At 65.8% G+C, this 16,140-nt stretch carries 10 protein-coding genes; 7 read left to right on the forward strand and 3 right to left on the reverse strand.

Features of this window, described 5'->3' with window-relative positions; all coding sequences use genetic code 11:
• Positions 1–266: 266 nt before the first annotated feature.
• From ABD899_RS09085 to ABD899_RS09095, 3 genes are all read left to right on the forward strand, one after another.
• Positions 267–536: a helix-turn-helix domain-containing protein gene (locus ABD899_RS09085; RefSeq protein WP_345204861.1), complete on the forward strand. Its 270-nt coding sequence runs from the start codon at positions 267–269 to the stop codon at positions 534–536.
• Positions 533–1,822, forward strand: coding sequence for a HipA domain-containing protein (locus ABD899_RS09090; protein ID WP_345204863.1), 1,290 nt, complete (start codon positions 533–535; stop codon positions 1,820–1,822). The genes ABD899_RS09085 and ABD899_RS09090 overlap by 4 nt, the downstream gene beginning before the upstream one ends.
• Before the next feature lie 261 nt (positions 1,823–2,083).
• Positions 2,084–2,284, forward strand: a complete 201-nt coding sequence (locus ABD899_RS09095; protein ID WP_345204864.1) for a hypothetical protein — start codon at positions 2,084–2,086, stop codon at positions 2,282–2,284.
• A gap of 78 nt (positions 2,285–2,362) precedes the next feature.
• On the opposite strand, the gene ABD899_RS09100 is transcribed toward ABD899_RS09095, so the two are convergent.
• Entirely contained in the window at positions 2,363–3,034 is a 672-nt protein-coding gene (locus ABD899_RS09100; protein WP_345204866.1) for an AIM24 family protein, read from the reverse strand.
• A 1,582-nt stretch (positions 3,035–4,616) separates the two neighbouring features.
• On the opposite strand from ABD899_RS09100, the gene ABD899_RS09105 reads away from it, so the two are divergent.
• Positions 4,617–6,293: an HD domain-containing protein gene (locus ABD899_RS09105; RefSeq protein ID WP_345204869.1), complete on the forward strand. Its 1,677-nt coding sequence runs from the start codon at positions 4,617–4,619 to the stop codon at positions 6,291–6,293.
• 422 nt (positions 6,294–6,715) lie between these two features.
• Here the strand turns inward: ABD899_RS09105 and ABD899_RS09110 are convergent, their stop codons facing one another.
• On the reverse strand, positions 6,716–7,282 hold the full coding sequence (locus tag ABD899_RS09110; RefSeq protein ID WP_345204871.1) for a hypothetical protein: 567 nt from the start codon (positions 7,280–7,282) through the stop codon (positions 6,716–6,718).
• Positions 7,283–7,489: 207 nt separating this feature from the next.
• On the opposite strand from ABD899_RS09110, the gene ABD899_RS09115 reads away from it, so the two are divergent.
• Positions 7,490–10,579, forward strand: a complete 3,090-nt coding sequence (locus ABD899_RS09115) for a DEAD/DEAH box helicase (RefSeq protein ID WP_345204881.1) — start codon at positions 7,490–7,492, stop codon at positions 10,577–10,579.
• A 38-nt stretch (positions 10,580–10,617) separates the two neighbouring features.
• Here the strand turns inward: ABD899_RS09115 and mobF are convergent, their stop codons facing one another.
• Positions 10,618–14,130, reverse strand: a complete 3,513-nt coding sequence (gene mobF / locus ABD899_RS09120) for a MobF family relaxase (RefSeq protein WP_345204872.1) — start codon at positions 14,128–14,130, stop codon at positions 10,618–10,620.
• Positions 14,131–14,470: 340 nt separating this feature from the next.
• On the opposite strand from mobF, the gene ABD899_RS09125 reads away from it, so the two are divergent.
• Together ABD899_RS09125 and ABD899_RS09130 are read left to right on the forward strand one after the other, a co-directional pair.
• Entirely contained in the window at positions 14,471–14,752 is a 282-nt protein-coding gene (locus ABD899_RS09125) for an excisionase family DNA-binding protein (RefSeq protein ID WP_345204874.1), read from the forward strand.
• Positions 14,749–15,960: a tyrosine-type recombinase/integrase gene (locus ABD899_RS09130; RefSeq protein ID WP_345204877.1), complete on the forward strand. Its 1,212-nt coding sequence runs from the start codon at positions 14,749–14,751 to the stop codon at positions 15,958–15,960. Before ABD899_RS09125 ends, ABD899_RS09130 begins: the two co-directional genes overlap by 4 nt.
• Positions 15,961–16,140 lie beyond the last annotated feature (180 nt).

Genomic DNA, 16,140 nt, shown 5'->3' on the forward strand with positions numbered 1-16,140 from the left:
AGCCCGAGGACGAAGAGAAGACCGTTCGACCCGTGGAAGCCCTGACAGCCGGTTCGGACGCCGCCACTCAGCGGAGGTGGTGCGGTCCTCCGCCGCCCCTCCTCCAGTGGGCTCCCTTCGTTGATACCCCTGATACGCCGACCCATCGTTTCTGTCTGGCTAGCGTGACACACGAACCTGTCTACAGACCCTGACAAATATGTATGTCACGGTAACATGACAACTGCGAACATCACGTTTTCCAGACAGAAGTCAGGGGAGGCCTCATGCTCACCACCGTGCGCGACCTGGGAGCCGCCGTCCGCGCTGCCCGGCACGAGGGCGGGCTGAGCCAGCAGGTTCTGGCTGACCGCGCTGGCGTCCCGCGACAGTGGGTGTCTCGGCTCGAGACCGGATCGAACCCCGGCGCCGAGCTCCGCAAGGTGCTCGACGTGCTCGCCGCGCTCGGCCTGGCCGTCGAGTTGGGGCCATCGCCCGAGCCCAGCTCCTTGAACGAGGACCCCTTTGCTGACATGTTCGCCGGCGAAACGTCATGACCGAGATGAACGTCTTCCTCGACGGCGCCCTGGCCGGCAGGGTGGAGCAGGCGACCGGTGGCGCCCTGAGCTTCACCTACGACGTCGGGTACACCGCCGGGCGGAGCCCGACCCCGCTGTCGCTGTCCATGCCGCTGTCCGGGCGGCGTCACGGCAACCGCGTCGTGTCGGCATGGCTGGATGGTCTGCTGCCTGACAACGCTGCCGTGCGCGAGGAATGGGGTCGCCGCTTCCAGGTGTCGGCGCGCAACCCCTTCGCACTGCTGCGACACGTCGGGCGGGACGCCGCCGGGGCTGTGCAGGTGCTGCCGGTCGACGTGGACCCCCCGGACGCAGCCCAGCGCACCCGGGACGTGCGCCGCCTGTCCGAGGCCGAAGTCTGCGCCATGCTGCGTGAGCTGACCGTGCGCGATGCCGGCTGGGAGGTCGGGGCCCGCTCGGGCCGGTGGAGCCTGGCCGGCGCTCAGACCAAGGTCGCGCTGCACCTGCTCGACGACGGCGCCTGGGGTGTGCCGAACGACTCCACTCCGACGACCCACATCCTGAAGCCCACGCGCGCGAACACCCGCTTCGGCGACCTGCACGTCAACGAGTTCGTGTGTCTGCGTGCCGCAGGGCTGCTCGGGCTGCGCGTCGCCCAGGTCGAGCTCGTCGACTTCAGCGGCGCGAAGACCCTGGTCTCCACTCGCTACGACCGGCGCCGCGACCGTGGCGGCCAGTGGCTGCGTCTGCACCAGGAGGATTTACTCCAGGCGATGAGCTACCCGTCGTCGAAGAAGTACCAGGCCGACGCAGGCCCGAGCGTCAGGAACGTCGCGGCGCTGCTCGGCACGCTGGGGCTTGCCGACCGCGAAGCGGTGCGGACGGCGTTCTTCGACGCGTTTGCGTTCAACGTGCTCGTTGGAGGCACGGACGCACATGCGAAGAACTACAGCCTGCTGCTGCGAGGCCCTCGGGTCGCCTTGGCGCCTCTGTACGACGCGGCCAGCTACGCGCCGTACCTGCAGCCGGGTGAAGCCGTGCGCAGCTCGATGAAGGTTGGCAGGGCATGGCAGGTGCGCGACGTGACGGTCGAGGACTGGGTCGATGTTGCGACCGCCCTCGAGCTGCATCCCGAGCTCGCGCTCGACCGGGTTGAGTCGCTGCGCAGCCGACTGCCCGAGGCGGTGGCAGAAGCGGCCGAGACGGCACCGGCATCGTTCACGAAGGACGCGCACCGGGTGGCAGCTGCGGTCGGCCGCCAGAGGCACCTGCACGTCCCGCGGCTGCCCCACGCACGTCGCTAGGAATCGGGACGCCCCAAGCACATCATCGGGTACGTTGGCGAACTCGGAAGGCGGATCCTGGGAGTGGAGCTGCGTTGATCGTCCTTCACCGCTGGTGGTCGACCGAGCGCGATCCCAGGGGGGAGCTGATCGTGTGGGCCGAGGACTCCGAGGCGCCGACTCAGCCACCGGTTCGTCGATCGTGAGCTGCGCGGCAGCGAGGCGTCACCTGGTGCGGTGGAGCCTTCGGGGCCGACTTCCGAGGGTCTGCGGCTGGGGGCGATGATGGCGCTGGCCGACGTGGTGCCGGCGGATGGCGACTTCTGGAGCGGCGCGCCCGTCGCGGCGCTGCCTGTGCAGCCGGAGCTGCCGACGGACCTGTTGCTGCGCCAGCTCCCCGTACCGGGGGCGCCCCTGGGCGGCGCGGGTCTCGTCACCTTCCTCGAGCCGTTGTACAGGGCGCTCGGAGAGTCGCCCGACTGAGGAGAGGCGGCAGTAGGTCGACCCCAGAATCCTGATCACCCTGGGCCGGTCCCACGGGATGGGATCAACAGCCCGACGTCAGCTTCGGGCCGGCGGCGGGTGCCCCTCGGACGCCTGGACGACGACGATGCCGTGACCGGAGAGGGCGAGTTGGTATGCCTCGCCGGAGCCACGGCCGATCACCGCGCCCATCTTCGCCGTCTTGCGGATCGAGGACTGCAGGCCCGCCGACCACAGCACGGCGGCCTGCATGTCGACGAAGGTGGGGATGTCGACCTGCAGCACCACCGGAGTGCCATGAGCAACCACCGCGATCAGGCCGCTACCGGTGAACGTCGTGTTGAACAGGCCGCCGCTGGCCATGGAGGCTCCCTCGACCCGCTTGATGTCCCACGTCAGGCTGCTCTCGAAGGCGAGCACGGCGTTGCCGTTGACGGTGACGGACTCGTTCTCGAGCTCGAGGATGAAGATCTCGTCGGCCTCCTGGGCGAGGAAGACGTCGCCGCTGCCGGACACCTTCATCAGCGCCATACCCTCGCCGGTCAGGGCCTTCTTGAACATCTTGCCGAGGCCGCCGCTGCCCTCGTAGGCGAAGTCGACGTCGCCCTGGTAGGCCACCATCGACCCCTGGCGGGCGTAGAAGTAGCCACCTGTCCCACTGAGGTCGACCTTGAGCATCCGCTCGTTCTGAAGCATGAAGCGACCGGGGGTGCCGGACCGCTCGGACCGGTCGAGGAGTTCTCCGCGCATACCCCCACGCTAGGCCGTGATGCGCTGTGGCGCAGCACGCCCGGGTATGGCGGTCGACCTCACCGCCCGGCAAGCCGCACGGGAGCGGTGCAGCGACCTGGGACGTAAGGCGGCGGAGGCCTGGGCAATTGTGTGGTGACGGAACCAGGTCCAGCGGAACCGTCTCGACAGCACCAGCAGGCTGACCCCTGACCCCCTGCTTGCAAAATCCCCGAAGCGGCTGCCCGAGAGGGTCATTGAGCACGCGGGCGGCCATTGTGGGGTACTGGATCACGCCGGTTTCGCCCCTTACTGCAGTACTCTTATGAGGTACGTCCGGGGGCAGGTCGGGGTAGGTCGAGCTCGCGATGAGGTCGCCTTGGTCCGGCGCGCCTCGCGTCAGGCGGAGCACCAAAACACCAGGCGAGGCGCGCAGCACCTTCAGATCGCAACGAACGAACGAATCCACAAACGTCGACAGAAGGCCACTGGCGCAGCCGTCCCAGGCCCCCACCGGTTCGTGCGGTCCGCGTGAGCGCGACGAGCCCCATCACTTCGCCCACTGGGGGCGCCCCACTGCGTGTTGGCGACGGGCGCGGCCTCTTCGCGGATACGCCGACGAGATGGCCGACACCGTCAGGAGATACACCCCCCGAGACCCTCAGCGTGTTGGCCGAGATGGGCCGCGAGATGCCTCCACGTCGTGCTCGGAATGGGGTCATGAGGCCCAAGCAGCCATCGTCGTCTTGGCCACGCTCTTACTTGATGGACTCCAGTCCTGTCGAGCCTCCTGCCGGCTGTCTGTGGCATCCACTACTGTCGCACCATGTTGAAGCTTCGGCGGGACATCGTGGGGCGAGCCCATTGGAGACAGCCCCGCTTGTCTGGGGGGTGTCATGGATCTTGATCCTGCCGACACACTCGATGACCACGAGTGGGAGCGCAAGTTTTTGGTTGGGGATAGCACAATCCTTCGCGGGCTGGAGGGCTACCATATTGAGCAGGGTTACCTGTGGTCCTCAGGCGGATTCAGCCTCAGGATTAGGCGAACCCTTCCTCTGGGGTCCGCCCTGGCCCCACACGAGGTTCCTTACCGACTGACGTTAAAGGGACCACGTGTGGGCAATGGATTAGGTCGCTTGGAAATTGAGTCTCAAGTGCCAAACGAATATGGCCACGTCCTATTAGCAGAGGCGCAGTTGACTCTTCGCAAGCGACGATATCCCTACATATCAGAGGGCGAGACATGGGATATCGACGTTTTCGAAGATGGTCTCGAAGGCCTCATTATCGCAGAGATCGAAGGGTCACGCGAACGCGTGGCTCTCGCGCGAATGCCTTGGTGGGCTTCCCTCGAGGTTACGTCGGATGAGCGGTATTCCAACGAGTCACTGGCCGCTCACGGGAGGCCAGAGTGAGCGACGATCCAAGACCCAAACGCCTCCGGGACCCGGTCCACGGATATGTCAACATCCCGGGTGAGCTGACCAACCTAGTGGATTCCCCCTATCTCCAGCGATTGCGGAACATTAGCCAGAACTCGCGGGCAGTCGCCGCATACCCCGGCCTCAACGGATCTCGCTTTGAGCACGCACTGGGGACAATGGAGTTCTCTGCGCAAGCTTGGCGCAACGCATGGAGCAATATCTGGCCTGCCGCCTCTAAGAATGGTCGAGAGAACGACTCAACCCATCTCCAGATGCAGGATCTGTTCCGTGAAGACGTTGAGAAGACACTCAAGGCTAGCAGGAGAAGAGCAGCAGGCACTTATCCAGCGGACCCGTATCTTGATGACGTGTTTCCGGTTAACCCGAGTGAAAAGCAACAGCGCGCGTGGCGAGAGGAGTTCTCCCATATTCTTGAGGTGTCGGTGGCAGCAGTTGGACTTCTCCACGACGTCGGCCATCCCCCCTTTTCCCACGTTCTGGAACCAGCCTTTGAGGCCTACGCGGAGCCGATTCTGGGACGAGAGACACTGAGGCGGTTAAGGAAGCAGGAACGCAACGTCGGTCCTGGGCATGCTCAGTTTCATGAATTGGCGGGAAGTGAAATTGTCTGGCGTATCCTTAACACGCCGGAGATTGCTCACTCTTTTTCTTCGACGCTCGTTTGGGAGATCTATACCAGTCGCAAGGGAAACGCTTGGTCCGCAGCAATGCACAGCCTGATTGACGGCGAGATCGACGTCGATCGGCTGGACTACATCTGCCGCGATGCTAAGCGGGCTGGAGTTGAGTATCACGCAATTGACACCACTAGGCTTCTCAACAGCATAGAACTTCACGCGGATCGCGGCGCTGCCGGCGCCAAGAAGGGCCGGAGCAGGGGTTGGCTCGTAGGTATTGGTCAGCACGGAATTTCGGCTGTTGAATCTCTTCTAATGCAGAGGGATCAATCGTACCGGTGGATGATATTTCACTCAAAGGCACTGCTTGCGGACACTGCTCTATCTCAGGCGTTCGAGATGGCCTTGAGGTACGAAGCCGATAGGAACGTAGAACTCAACTGGTTGGATTATGTGAACCATTGGGATGGGATTCACAAGTCATACACGGTTGACGATCATGCAGTAACGACCTGGCTTCGCAGAGTGCTTCAGAGCATGTTCGATGAAGAGCATGAAGACTATGAGACGATGCTTCGTTTGGCGCATCTTTGGGATGCGATCGACGATCGAGGCGTCGCATCTTGGAGGAACTACGGTGAGTTCCTTGATGCCGTTGGCCGGGACTCCGACGCTATCAGGGCAGCCATGGACTCAGCGGCGATCGGGTCAAAGGACGCATTGTTGCGTGTCGTGGATGGCAAGGTGCGCAGGTCGGCGGACGGCCAAAGTCATATCCGTCAACCATCCAACGGTTCAGGCCAATCGCTTGCCCAGGAATTTCTGCTATGGATTCAAGATTCTTGGCAAGGGAACCCGTCTGACGAAATAAGCGGACGCCCGCGCATCGACCGAGAACTCCAGAAGTTCCTGAATGACCGTCATAAAGAAGTGAACGGCCTTCCCGGCATATGGTTAGTTGCCCATCGTATGAAATTCAAGGCCATCAAGACGGGCGAGCAACCACTGTCGCTCTGGAACGGAAACAGCAAGGAGGAGTTCCGGTCCCTATCCCCGATCTGGGATGGGCTGATGCAGTCCAACTCACGGCGCCCAATGATCTGGGCTTGGTTCGTTCCCGAGCCGGCTTCGAGCCCACCGACCCGCGAGGATGTGCAGGCGATATTTGTACGAGCCCTCACGGTTTCCATCGCTTCGCAAGGGAGTAGCAATTGACCACTATCGTTGAGCACAAGATTTCGGACCCGCAGGATGCTGCGCTAGTTGCTAGACAGTCGAGGCTAGCCAGGACCTTGATAGTGTCGTTCGTGGACGAAGCGGGCGATGCGGGGATTCAGGTGCCTGATCTTTATGACTTGGTGCGGGGTCCCGTCAAGCGCGAGAGCGGCGCTGACTACTATTGGACTACATTCGAGGCTGACTTGTACTGGCTCAGTCGAGCCGCTCGGCAAGGTCTCTATGGCTAAGATGTAGGCATGCCAGTGGATGTTCCAACCCGGGATGCTTAGGTCGCGAACGCTGCCTATATGGGCGGCTGCCGCGGTTGTCCCCACGGCAGTGGTCCGTACGGTCCGCGTGGTTGCGTCCCTGGTGTCAACAGGGCCAGTCAAGATTTGCATTCACGTTCGCTGAGACCATCAGGACTGCCTATGGCGGCCCTCCGGGTCGCGAACAACTCGTCCGTGGGATGTTCCACCGAGCCGCTTCACCCACTCCTCTAGTTCATCCATGATTTGGACGAAGTCCTCGGGACTGAGGTAGATCAGCGCCCCGGCTTTGAAGTGGTTTAGGATCTTGCAACGCGCTCCGTTCTTGGCAGTTGAAATCGCGTCATGGTGAACGATGTCGTTGCGCAGCAACCGCAGATCCCCGAACAGATCCAACGCCCCGTCGTCGCCGGCCAGGAATAGGCGAGGCCGATGGACTTCCTCCCAACGGGAGAACGTTGTAACTATCCATTGCTGCGTCAGGCGGCGAATCGCCTGCGAGTCGTAGCCGCTCAGTCGGCTCTGCCACTCAGCGCGGGGCCACCCGCCCAGCCACCTTTGAGCCAGACAAATCCTCAGTGGCGCGTTCTCCGCCTTGGGCGGGAGAGACGCCGTCAAGTCCGGAGAACTGCTCACGAGGCGGACAATCATCGCGAGGTCTGCCAGCGCATCGCTCATCTCTTGTTCGACTTCTTCGGCGATCTCATAGGGGTTCATCTCTGCAGACTAGGCGAGCGGTACTTGCCGCTCTTGTGCATCTCAAGCGCTGGCTCCGACAAAAGACACGTCCAACCTCCCGGTGCTCCAATCCGCCAATGGCTGGAGTGAGAGTCCAAGGCTGGAAGAGTTGCGCACTCCAGGGTCGAGGAGACTTCGTCCCCGAAGCCTGGCAAGCTGCATCGGGTGGACAACGGGGACAGCAGCATGCTTGAGGGGCTTTACGAGAGTCTCATCACCCAAGCACTTGAGAGGCGCCTTGCGGGCAACCCCAACCTTGACGTTCATCGCGAATCGGTGGACGACGCCGATGCGCCGGACGTCCTGGCGAGGCACGTCCGTGATGTCACTCTGCGCGCTCTTCGCCACGAGCGGGACGCCGGGAGACGCCTGGCCCTGGTCAACCGGCTCGTCGAGACTCTTGGGGCCAGCGAAGATTCGCTCTCAGCCACAGGCCAGCTCCTCGCCGTTGCGATGCCGCCTGCCCCTGGGGCCGTCGTCCGTGCGCTGAGTGAGCGTCCATCTACGCCGCTCTCGGATGCCGCGCTGCTCACCAATGCCCCAGGTGAGCCAGGTATTGGGCATGAGATCCGCGCTGAACTGGCGAGCGCTGACCGGGTAGACGTCATCATGGCCTTCGTCAAGTGGTACGGCCTGCGCCTCTTCGAGGACCGACTCAGGTCAGCCCGCGAGCGTGGCGTCCCCCTCCGCCTCATCACGACGACCTACATGGGTGCCACTGAGCGGGAGGCCCTGGATCGGCTCGTGAGGGACTTCGGGGCCGAGGTCAAGGTTCAGTACGACGCGCAACGAACACGACTCCATGCGAAGGCCTGGCTCTTTCGTCGCAACACCGGTTTCGACACGGCTTACGTCGGCTCCAGCAACCTCTCCCGCGCAGCGATGCTCGATGGCGTCGAGTGGAACGTGCGCCTGTCCTCCGTGTCCACACCGCCCTTGCTGCAGAAGTTCCTCGCGACGTTCGACAGCTACTGGAACGACCCCACCTTCGAGAAGTACGACCCCGACGCCGACCGCGACAAACTCGACGACGCGTTGGCCGAGGCAGCCGGCACGCGCATCAACGACAGGGTGACCCTAACGCTCTCGGGCCTCGAGGTCCGCCCGTACCCCTACCAACAGGAAATGCTCGACCAACTCGAGGTCGAGCGTGTCGTCCATGGCCGGCATCGGAACCTCTTGGTGGCGGCGACCGGTACTGGCAAGACGGTGGTCGCCGCCCTCGACTACCGGCGCCTCGCCGTCGACGCCCCGACGCTTCCCGGGCTGCTCTTCATTGCGCACCGGCGCGAAATCCTCCAGCAGTCGCTGCGCACCTATCGAGAGGTCCTGGCCGACGCGAACTTCGGCGAGCTGTACGTCGATGGACGTCGCCCAGAGCGTTGGGAGCACGTCTTCGCTTCGGTGCAGTCACTGTCGGCGTACGGCATCACCAACATCCCCGCGGGGGCATACCGGATCGTCGTCATCGACGAGTTCCACCACGCAGAGGCGAAGACCTACCGACGCATCCTCGACCACCTCAACCCGCGTGAGCTTCTTGGTTTGACGGCCACACCCGAACGTGGCGACGGCCTGGACGTGCGCTCCTTCTTCGGTGGACGCACTGCCGCCGAGCTACGACTGTGGGATGCGCTCAAAGCGGACCTACTGACACCGTTCCACTACTTCGCCGTAGCGGACGGCATGGACATGACCCGGGTGGACTGGAAAGCAGGCGCCTACGACACGGGCGAGCTGTCCAACCTGTTCACCGGCAATGACGCTCGCGCCCGGATCGTCCTCAAAGCTGTTCGTGACAAGGTTGCCGACCTGGCCGCGATGAAGGCACTGGCGTTCTGTGTCTCTCGAGACCATGCGCGGTACATGACCCGGGTCTTCAACGAGGCGGGAATCAGAGCAGCGACAGTGCTCGGCGACACAGCATCTGGTGATCGCGACAACGTGGTGAGAGATCTCCGAGATGGCGCCATACAGGTGGTCTTCACGGTCGACGTGTTCAATGAGGGAGTCGACGTCCCGGCCATCAACACCGTGCTCTTCCTTCGGCCCACGGAGAGCTCCACCGTGTTTCTGCAGCAGCTTGGACGCGGGCTGCGTCGTGCGAAGGACAAGGCGGTGCTCACCGCACTCGACTTCGTCGGCCACCACCGCAAGGAGTTCCGCTTCGACCAGCGGTTCCGCGCCATGACGGGCAGCACCCGCGCCGGGCTGGAGCGGGACATCGAGCAAGGCTTCCCGTTCCTCCCCGCGGGAACGCAGATCGTGCTCGACCGCCAGAGTCAGCAGCTCGTTCTCGACAACATCAGGGATCAGGTCACCAAGCGCTGGCCCAACATCACGTCGGAGTTGCGGGCCCACCCGACAGACGACCTCGGTACGTTCCTCGAGGATTCCGGGGTGGAGTTGGCGGACGTGATCCGCGGTGATCGTTCTTGGGCTCGCCTTCGCCGCGAGGCCGGCCTGGCGGTGGCTGAGGAGGGCCCACTCGAGATGCGACTGTTGAAGCGGGTACGCGCTCTGTGCCACGTCGACGACCGCGAGCGAGCGGACGCCTACCTTGCCTGGCTGCGCGACGACGCAGTGAGCTACGACCGCGCCAACCCCGTTCTCCAGGCCTACGGACGGATGCTGTTCTTCTCACTGTGGCCGGATGGCGGCGGGTTCGATTCGTACGGCGCCGGACTCGACTCACTCCGACAAGAACGCGCTCTGCGCGAAGACCTGAGAGCAGTGGTCGAGCTGGGACTCCGGGGTGCCGAGCGCGTCGCTACTCGACTGCACGGTGAACTGGGCATGCGGCCGCTGCGAGTGCACGCCCGGTACACACGGGAAGAGATCGTCTCGGCGCTCGACTATGTGTCAATCGACGGACGCAAGCCCAACAGCTTCCGTGAGGGGGTTCTCTTCTCGCCTGCGGCGAACGCGGACGCCCTGCTGGTGACCCTCCACAAGTCCGAGGCCGACTACTCACCGACGACGATGTACCAGGACTACGCGATCAGTCCCGACCTGTTCCACTGGGAATCGCAGTCTGTGACGTCGATTGCCTCGAAGACCGGTCAGCGCTACCTCAACCATCGCAGCAACGGCAGTCACGTCCTCCTCTTCACCCGTCCCCAGAAGGTCTCCGCATTCGGCACTGGCGCGCCGTACCTCTTCCTTGGAGAGGCGGACTATCTGGAGCACCGCGGTGAGCGGCCGATCGCGATCACTTGGCACCTTCGGACTCCTATGCCCGCTGCTGACTTCGCTGTCGCCAGCGTCGTGCTGTAGGCGGGCTGGCCGCCGGCCAGGCCTCCCCTGGCCGGCGGTCAACGGCCGAATCCCGGGGCTCTGCGTCCTGGAGATTGCGGCGGCTGCCGGTCGAGGCGATGCCGAGCGCTCGTGTGCTCGTTGCTGGTCGGGCCTCGCTGTGCCGTGGCGTTGTTCGCGGCGACAAAGGCCACGTGGATCGCATCGCTCAGGCGGTCGATGTACGGGCCCACATCCGGGTGTCGACGCAACGAGTCAGGCGCGGCCGACAGCCACAGCTTAGGGCTGATCATTTCGGGCTCGGGGCCGTACCTCGAGACGCTTCGGGCCAGCTCGGCTGCGGGGTCCTCGGAGGCGAGAGGGTCCGCTCTGTCCTGCCACCAAGTGGCCTGCCGTAGGACCTCGTCGGGGGACTCACCGCCCACCCAGCGGAGCGCGATCTGCCCGAGGAGGCCTGGGTATCCGGGTTGGTCCGAGAGCCCGGGCATCCACCGTTCGAGTGCCGTGTCGAGCGCCCGCATCTTCATGTCACCGATGACGTGTTGGGCGAGCAGCGGCAGCGCGTCCTCGTACTGCTGGATGGCGTACGCCAGCTCCCGGGCGGGTTCGAGGGCGCTAGCCCTGGTGGCAGATTCCGCCCGGTCGTCGCGCTCGAGGATCCTGGTGAGCACCTCACGAGGGCCGCGGTCGGCGGGTAGGTCGAGAGCAATACCGTCCGCGACCGGCTCGGCGTCCGAGAGGTAGAGGTGGTTCCGGTGGCGTCCTCGGGAGAGGGCGACGTAGAGACCTTGTCGGCTCTCGGTGCCGGCGACCACGGTGTGGGTGGTGTCGACGGTGGTCCCCTGGGCCCCGTGGATGGTGCTGGCGTACCCGAGCTGCACGTGTTGCCCGACGTAGTCGGCCGGGAGCAAGAGAACCGCGCCAAACTTGCTCGCGTGGCGACCTGCTCGCGCAACGTGGAGGGCGCCATTGCGATCAACGTCCCGGACGATCCACCGGTCCCCGTTCTTGACCCATGACCCGTCGCCTCCGCGGAGACAGCGGTCGTTGCGTCGCGTGGTGACGACGTCCCCAATGCTGGCTCGGGTGCCGTCGGCGAGCACCGCCTCCCGATGGGAGCCCGCCGCATGAGCCGCGAGCCGGTCGGCGCGGGCCTGCTCGTTGAGCTCGCGAACCGTGTCGCGGCTCGCGGCGAGGAGCAGGCTCACCCTGCCGGCAGCGACGTCCGCTCGCCAGGCGTCGAACGCCTGGTGGATGGCGGAGCCGGCATCCCCGACGTGCACGCGACCCTGCGCCAGGTAATGATCCAGCGCAGCGGGGTCGCCACTCCGGATGCCGAGCGTCGCCGCCGCCTCGTCCGCGTCGGAGAAGCGGTGGAGTTCGGTGAGGCGGACGGTTGTCCCCAGCGCACAGCCCTGCTCGGCCAAGTCGCGGAACACGCCGCTCGCGGCGACCGCGGGCAGCTGCTGGTCGTCTCCGACCAGGCGGACGCTGCCGCCCCGCTCGAGAACATGGTCGACGACTGCCGCGAGGTCCTTCGTCCCCACCATTCCGGCCTCGTCGATGACGACGAGGGTCCGCGGTCCCACCGGGGGGAAGGCCGCGACCCGGGGGTTGCTCGCGGCGGCGGCCGCACTGTGGAGGAACTTGGTGACGGTCTCGGCGGTGGTGTCGATCGCCTGCCCAAGCTCCTCTGCTGCGACGGCGGTGGGTGCGAGCCCGATGACCTGCCCGCCACCACCGCGCCAGGCCTTGGCGAGGGTGGCCATCGCGGTGGTCTTGCCGCTCCCGGCAGGTGCCAGGGCCACCTGAACGCGCACCCCACTCGTGGCGAGAGCCTTGACGAGCTCGGCCTGACCGGCGTCGAGCCCGGCTCCCGCCTCGGCGCCCCGCCGGAGGGCGAGATCGACGAAGAACTCGGGGACGGCGTATCCGCCGCTCCGTTCAGCGGCCGCGAGAAGCCGTCGCTCGGCCTCCAGGATCGCGGCCGACGTGTACGTCCGGCTCCCGTGGACCGTGTAGACCGATGTGCCGTCCGGGCGGCGGAGGAACTCGGGCTCGCCGAGGTCGCGGACGGCAGCCACAGGTAGAGACAAACCCTGCGTCACTCGCTCGACAACGTCCCCGACCGCTTCGTCCAGGGACGACAGGGGGATGCCGGCGTACCGGGCCTGGCGGAGGGCCTCAGCCCGCACGTGCCAGACCTGCCACGTCGACCGGGACGACTCGAGGACGTCGACCACGCGCCTCGCGAGTACGTCCCGGGACGCGTCCCTCCCCCCACGGCCCACGTCCCGGCCCCGACCGAACACGGCAGCGACCATGTCGGTGACGGTCGGGTGCCGAGCATCGCCACCGGCGGCCAGGACGGCATCCGCCTGGCACCGCCACTGGTCGCGCTGCTCGCACAGGCTGCGCGGCTCGTGCTTGTCGGGGCGTGTCTCGAGGTTGGCCTGCTGGGCCAGGGCGAGGGACTCGATCCGGGTCGGTGCCCGGCCGTGGTCGGCTTGGAAGGCCGCGCCGAGCTCGCGTTGGCGGGCGGTGATGTCGACCCGGCGGGACGACCACATCTCGATGAGGCGTGGGTCGATGCCGTCGATCTCGCGGACGGGTCGTCGTCCCTGGGGAGAGGGACGTTCGGTGAACCGCACGCCGAGCCGCTCGGTGAGCTCGGCCTCAAGCCGGGTGTTGTAGTGCTCGGAGGCCATGACCTTGGCCTTGAACACCATCCGGCCGTCGAGGGTGAGCCACTTGCCGCCCTCGCTGGGGAGGGTCTGCACTTTGTTGGAAATGACGACGTGGGTGTGCAGGTCGGGATCGCCGGCACGGGAGTCGCGGTGGTCGAACGCGGCGGCGACGAGCCCGGTGACCGGCACCTGCCGGATGCCGGCCTTGCCGACGCGGGTGAACGCTACCTCCCGCTCGAGCAGGCCGATCGTCTCCCGGACCGCTGCCTCGTGGGCGGCCGCGACTTCCCTGGCGACCTCGGGCGTGGTGATCGCCCACAGCGTCGACACGGACTTAACCGGGCTGAATGTCAGGTCGTACCCGGCGACAGGGGTCTGGGCCGGCGTCGACGCGGTCGCGACGAAACCCGTCAGTTCGGTCTCGTCGCGCGGGGCGCGGCCATTCGTGCGTACGAAGGCGCGGGTGGCGACCTCGGTGCGGATGCCGGCACGCACCTCTGTGGGGATGGGGACGTTCCACCGCCGACCCTGGGAGGTGTTGTGCTCACTGAACGCTGCGGCGACCTCCTGGCGCAGGCTGGTCGCAGTGAAGGTGGGGAAGGCGCGACCGAGGGAACCCCAACCGCGTGCCACGGCATCCGGGTCCTGGGATCGCGGGTGCCGGCCCTGACCGAAGAGGAGCTTCATCTGCTCCTCGGTGACTTCGTCGCCATCGGCGAGGTCGAGACCGGCGATGCCGCTGGCGAGCCAGCGGCCCGGCGACTCACCCTTCTCTTCGTAGTAGGCGGCCAGCCCGACCTGGCTTCGCTCGGCGCGGTCGTGAGCGGCAACCTGCCGGGTCAGGTACGTGTACCCGCTCCCGGCGGCGAGCTTGTGCAACGTCATCACACCCCCCAATGCCGCGGGGAGGGGAGTTGTGGACAGCGCCGGGTCACGAAGTGCACCAGGTGTGTTCTCAACGCGGTGGCCGTCGGCCTGTTGGTCGAGCGGCGGTGGTGGGTCGACGACGGGGTGCGGGGCTGGGTCGTGGGCGGTCCGGGCCTCGTCGAGTGGATCCGAGATTTCTTGAACTTTCTCGTCGCGGGGTGTCCACAGAGAGCAGCTTTCGGGCCTTTGGGGGGTGACCGACGCTTCTCGGCAAGTTATCCACAAGCAGCTTCGGGGGTCGTCAGCCCGATCAGGACGTGACCTACTGAAGGTCATTCCTCCACGAAAGGAGTCAGACATGTCCGTTTCAGCACACAACCAGGTGGGTCAGACCAAGCGGCGGCGCAAGGCGCCGGTGGGCCCAATCGTGCGGCGCTGGTACACCGTGCCCGAAGTCGCCGACATGCTCGGCTACGGAGCGAGCAAGGTGCGGATGATGGTCATCAGCGGCGACATCCGCTCATTGAAGGACGGTGGCTCGCGCCGGATCCTGCCCCAGTGGGTCGACGAGTACGTCGAGCGGCGCGCAGCCGAGGCTGAGGCCGATGCCAACTGGCCGCGCGATTCGGAGTGGCCGTGAGCCGACGGGCCAACGGGGAGGGGTCGATCTACCCGTACAGGAACGGCTTCGCAGCGCACGTGTGGATCGTGACGCCGAAGGGCCGCCGGCAGCGCAAGACCGTCTACGGGAAGACCCGGCCGGAGGTACACGACAAGTGGCTCCGGCTCCACGAGCAGGCGCGGCGGGGACCGATCGTGCCGGTCTCCCCGCGCCTGCGGGACTTCCTCGAGCGGTGGCTCGAGGAGACGGTCCGGCCGACCCTGTCGCCGGCCACCACCTCGAACTATGAGATGTTCACGCGGCTGTACATCATCCCTGACCTGGGCGACCGCAAGCTCGACAAGCTGATGGTCCGCGACGTCCAGGTGTGGGTGAACACTCTGCGGGTCCGCTGCCAGTGCTGCTTCCAGGGCAAGGATGCCGCGCGCCCCGAGCCGCAGTGCTGCGCCATCGGCGCGTGCTGCCACGAAGTCGCCTCGGACTGGACGGTCCACCAGGCGTGGCGGGTGCTACGAGGTGCGCTGACACAGGCGATGCGCGAGGAGTTGATCTTCCGCAATGTTGCCGCGCTCGTGCGGGTACCCATGCCGCGGTCGAAGAAGATGCCCGTGTGGACCGTCGACGAGGCGCGGCGGTTCCTCGAGTCGGCGCGCGCGGATGGTGACCCGATGTACGCCGGGTACGTCCTTCTGCTCACGCTCGGACTGAGGCGCGGGGAGATGCTCGGGCTGGCCTGGGAGGACGTCGACCTCGAGGGTGGCGAGGCGCTCATCGCGTGGCAGGTGCAGCGGGTCGACCACCAGCTGCTCCGGCGACACACGAAGACGCCATCTTCGGACGCGCCGCTGCCGCTGCCGGAGATCGCGGTGCGGGCACTCGAGCGGCACCGGGTCGAGGAGGCCAGGCGGCGGCTCGCGGCCGGTGATATGTGGGGCGACTGCGGCTTGGTCTTCACGACCCGACTCGGTGATCCGGTCGACCCACGCAACTTCCATCGCGATTTCAAGCTCAGGGCCGCGAAGGCCGGCGTGCCGGTCGTCCCGATTCACTCGACACGACGGACCTGTGCCAGCCTCCTCGTTGCTCTTGACGTCCACCCACGCGTCGCGATGGCCGTCCTCCGCCACAGCCGCATCAGCCTCACCATGGAGGTCTACTCTCAGGTCTCCTCGACATCCACCCGTGATGCGCTCAAGCGTCTCGGAGGCGAGCTGTCGGGGTCTTGACCCTGGATAGCTCACACGCGTGGCTGTCGCCATCACCGAAGATGGTGCTAGCGGACATGCCAACCTCCCTGTAGGCGGACACGTACTTCCCGGTTGACGGACAGCTGATCTCCCTGCCCGTGGCCATGGGGCCGGGCCGTGTCGGTCCCAACGGAAGCGTCCCTCCGGGGGTGTGCTCGA

The organism is Fodinibacter luteus (assembly GCF_039541575.1).
Lineage (GTDB): Bacteria > Actinomycetota > Actinomycetes > Actinomycetales > Dermatophilaceae > Fodinibacter > Fodinibacter luteus.

Bases quoted from the DNA above. Each gene is read 5' to 3' on its own strand.
- ABD899_RS09085 (WP_345204861.1), top strand. From the start codon at position 267: ATGCTCACCACCGTGCGCGACCTGGGAGCCGCCGTCCGCGCTGCCCGG.
- ABD899_RS09090 (WP_345204863.1), top strand. From the start codon at position 533: ATGACCGAGATGAACGTCTTCCTCGACGGCGCCCTGGCCGGCAGGGTG.
- ABD899_RS09095 (WP_345204864.1), top strand. From the start codon at position 2,084: ATGATGGCGCTGGCCGACGTGGTGCCGGCGGATGGCGACTTCTGGAGC.
- ABD899_RS09100 (WP_345204866.1), bottom strand. From the start codon at position 3,034: ATGCGCGGAGAACTCCTCGACCGGTCCGAGCGGTCCGGCACCCCCGGT.
- ABD899_RS09105 (WP_345204869.1), top strand. From the start codon at position 4,617: ATGGAGTTCTCTGCGCAAGCTTGGCGCAACGCATGGAGCAATATCTGG.
- ABD899_RS09110 (WP_345204871.1), bottom strand. From the start codon at position 7,282: ATGAACCCCTATGAGATCGCCGAAGAAGTCGAACAAGAGATGAGCGAT.
- ABD899_RS09115 (WP_345204881.1), top strand. From the start codon at position 7,490: ATGCTTGAGGGGCTTTACGAGAGTCTCATCACCCAAGCACTTGAGAGG.
- mobF (WP_345204872.1), bottom strand. From the start codon at position 14,130: ATGACGTTGCACAAGCTCGCCGCCGGGAGCGGGTACACGTACCTGACC.
- ABD899_RS09125 (WP_345204874.1), top strand. From the start codon at position 14,471: ATGTCCGTTTCAGCACACAACCAGGTGGGTCAGACCAAGCGGCGGCGC.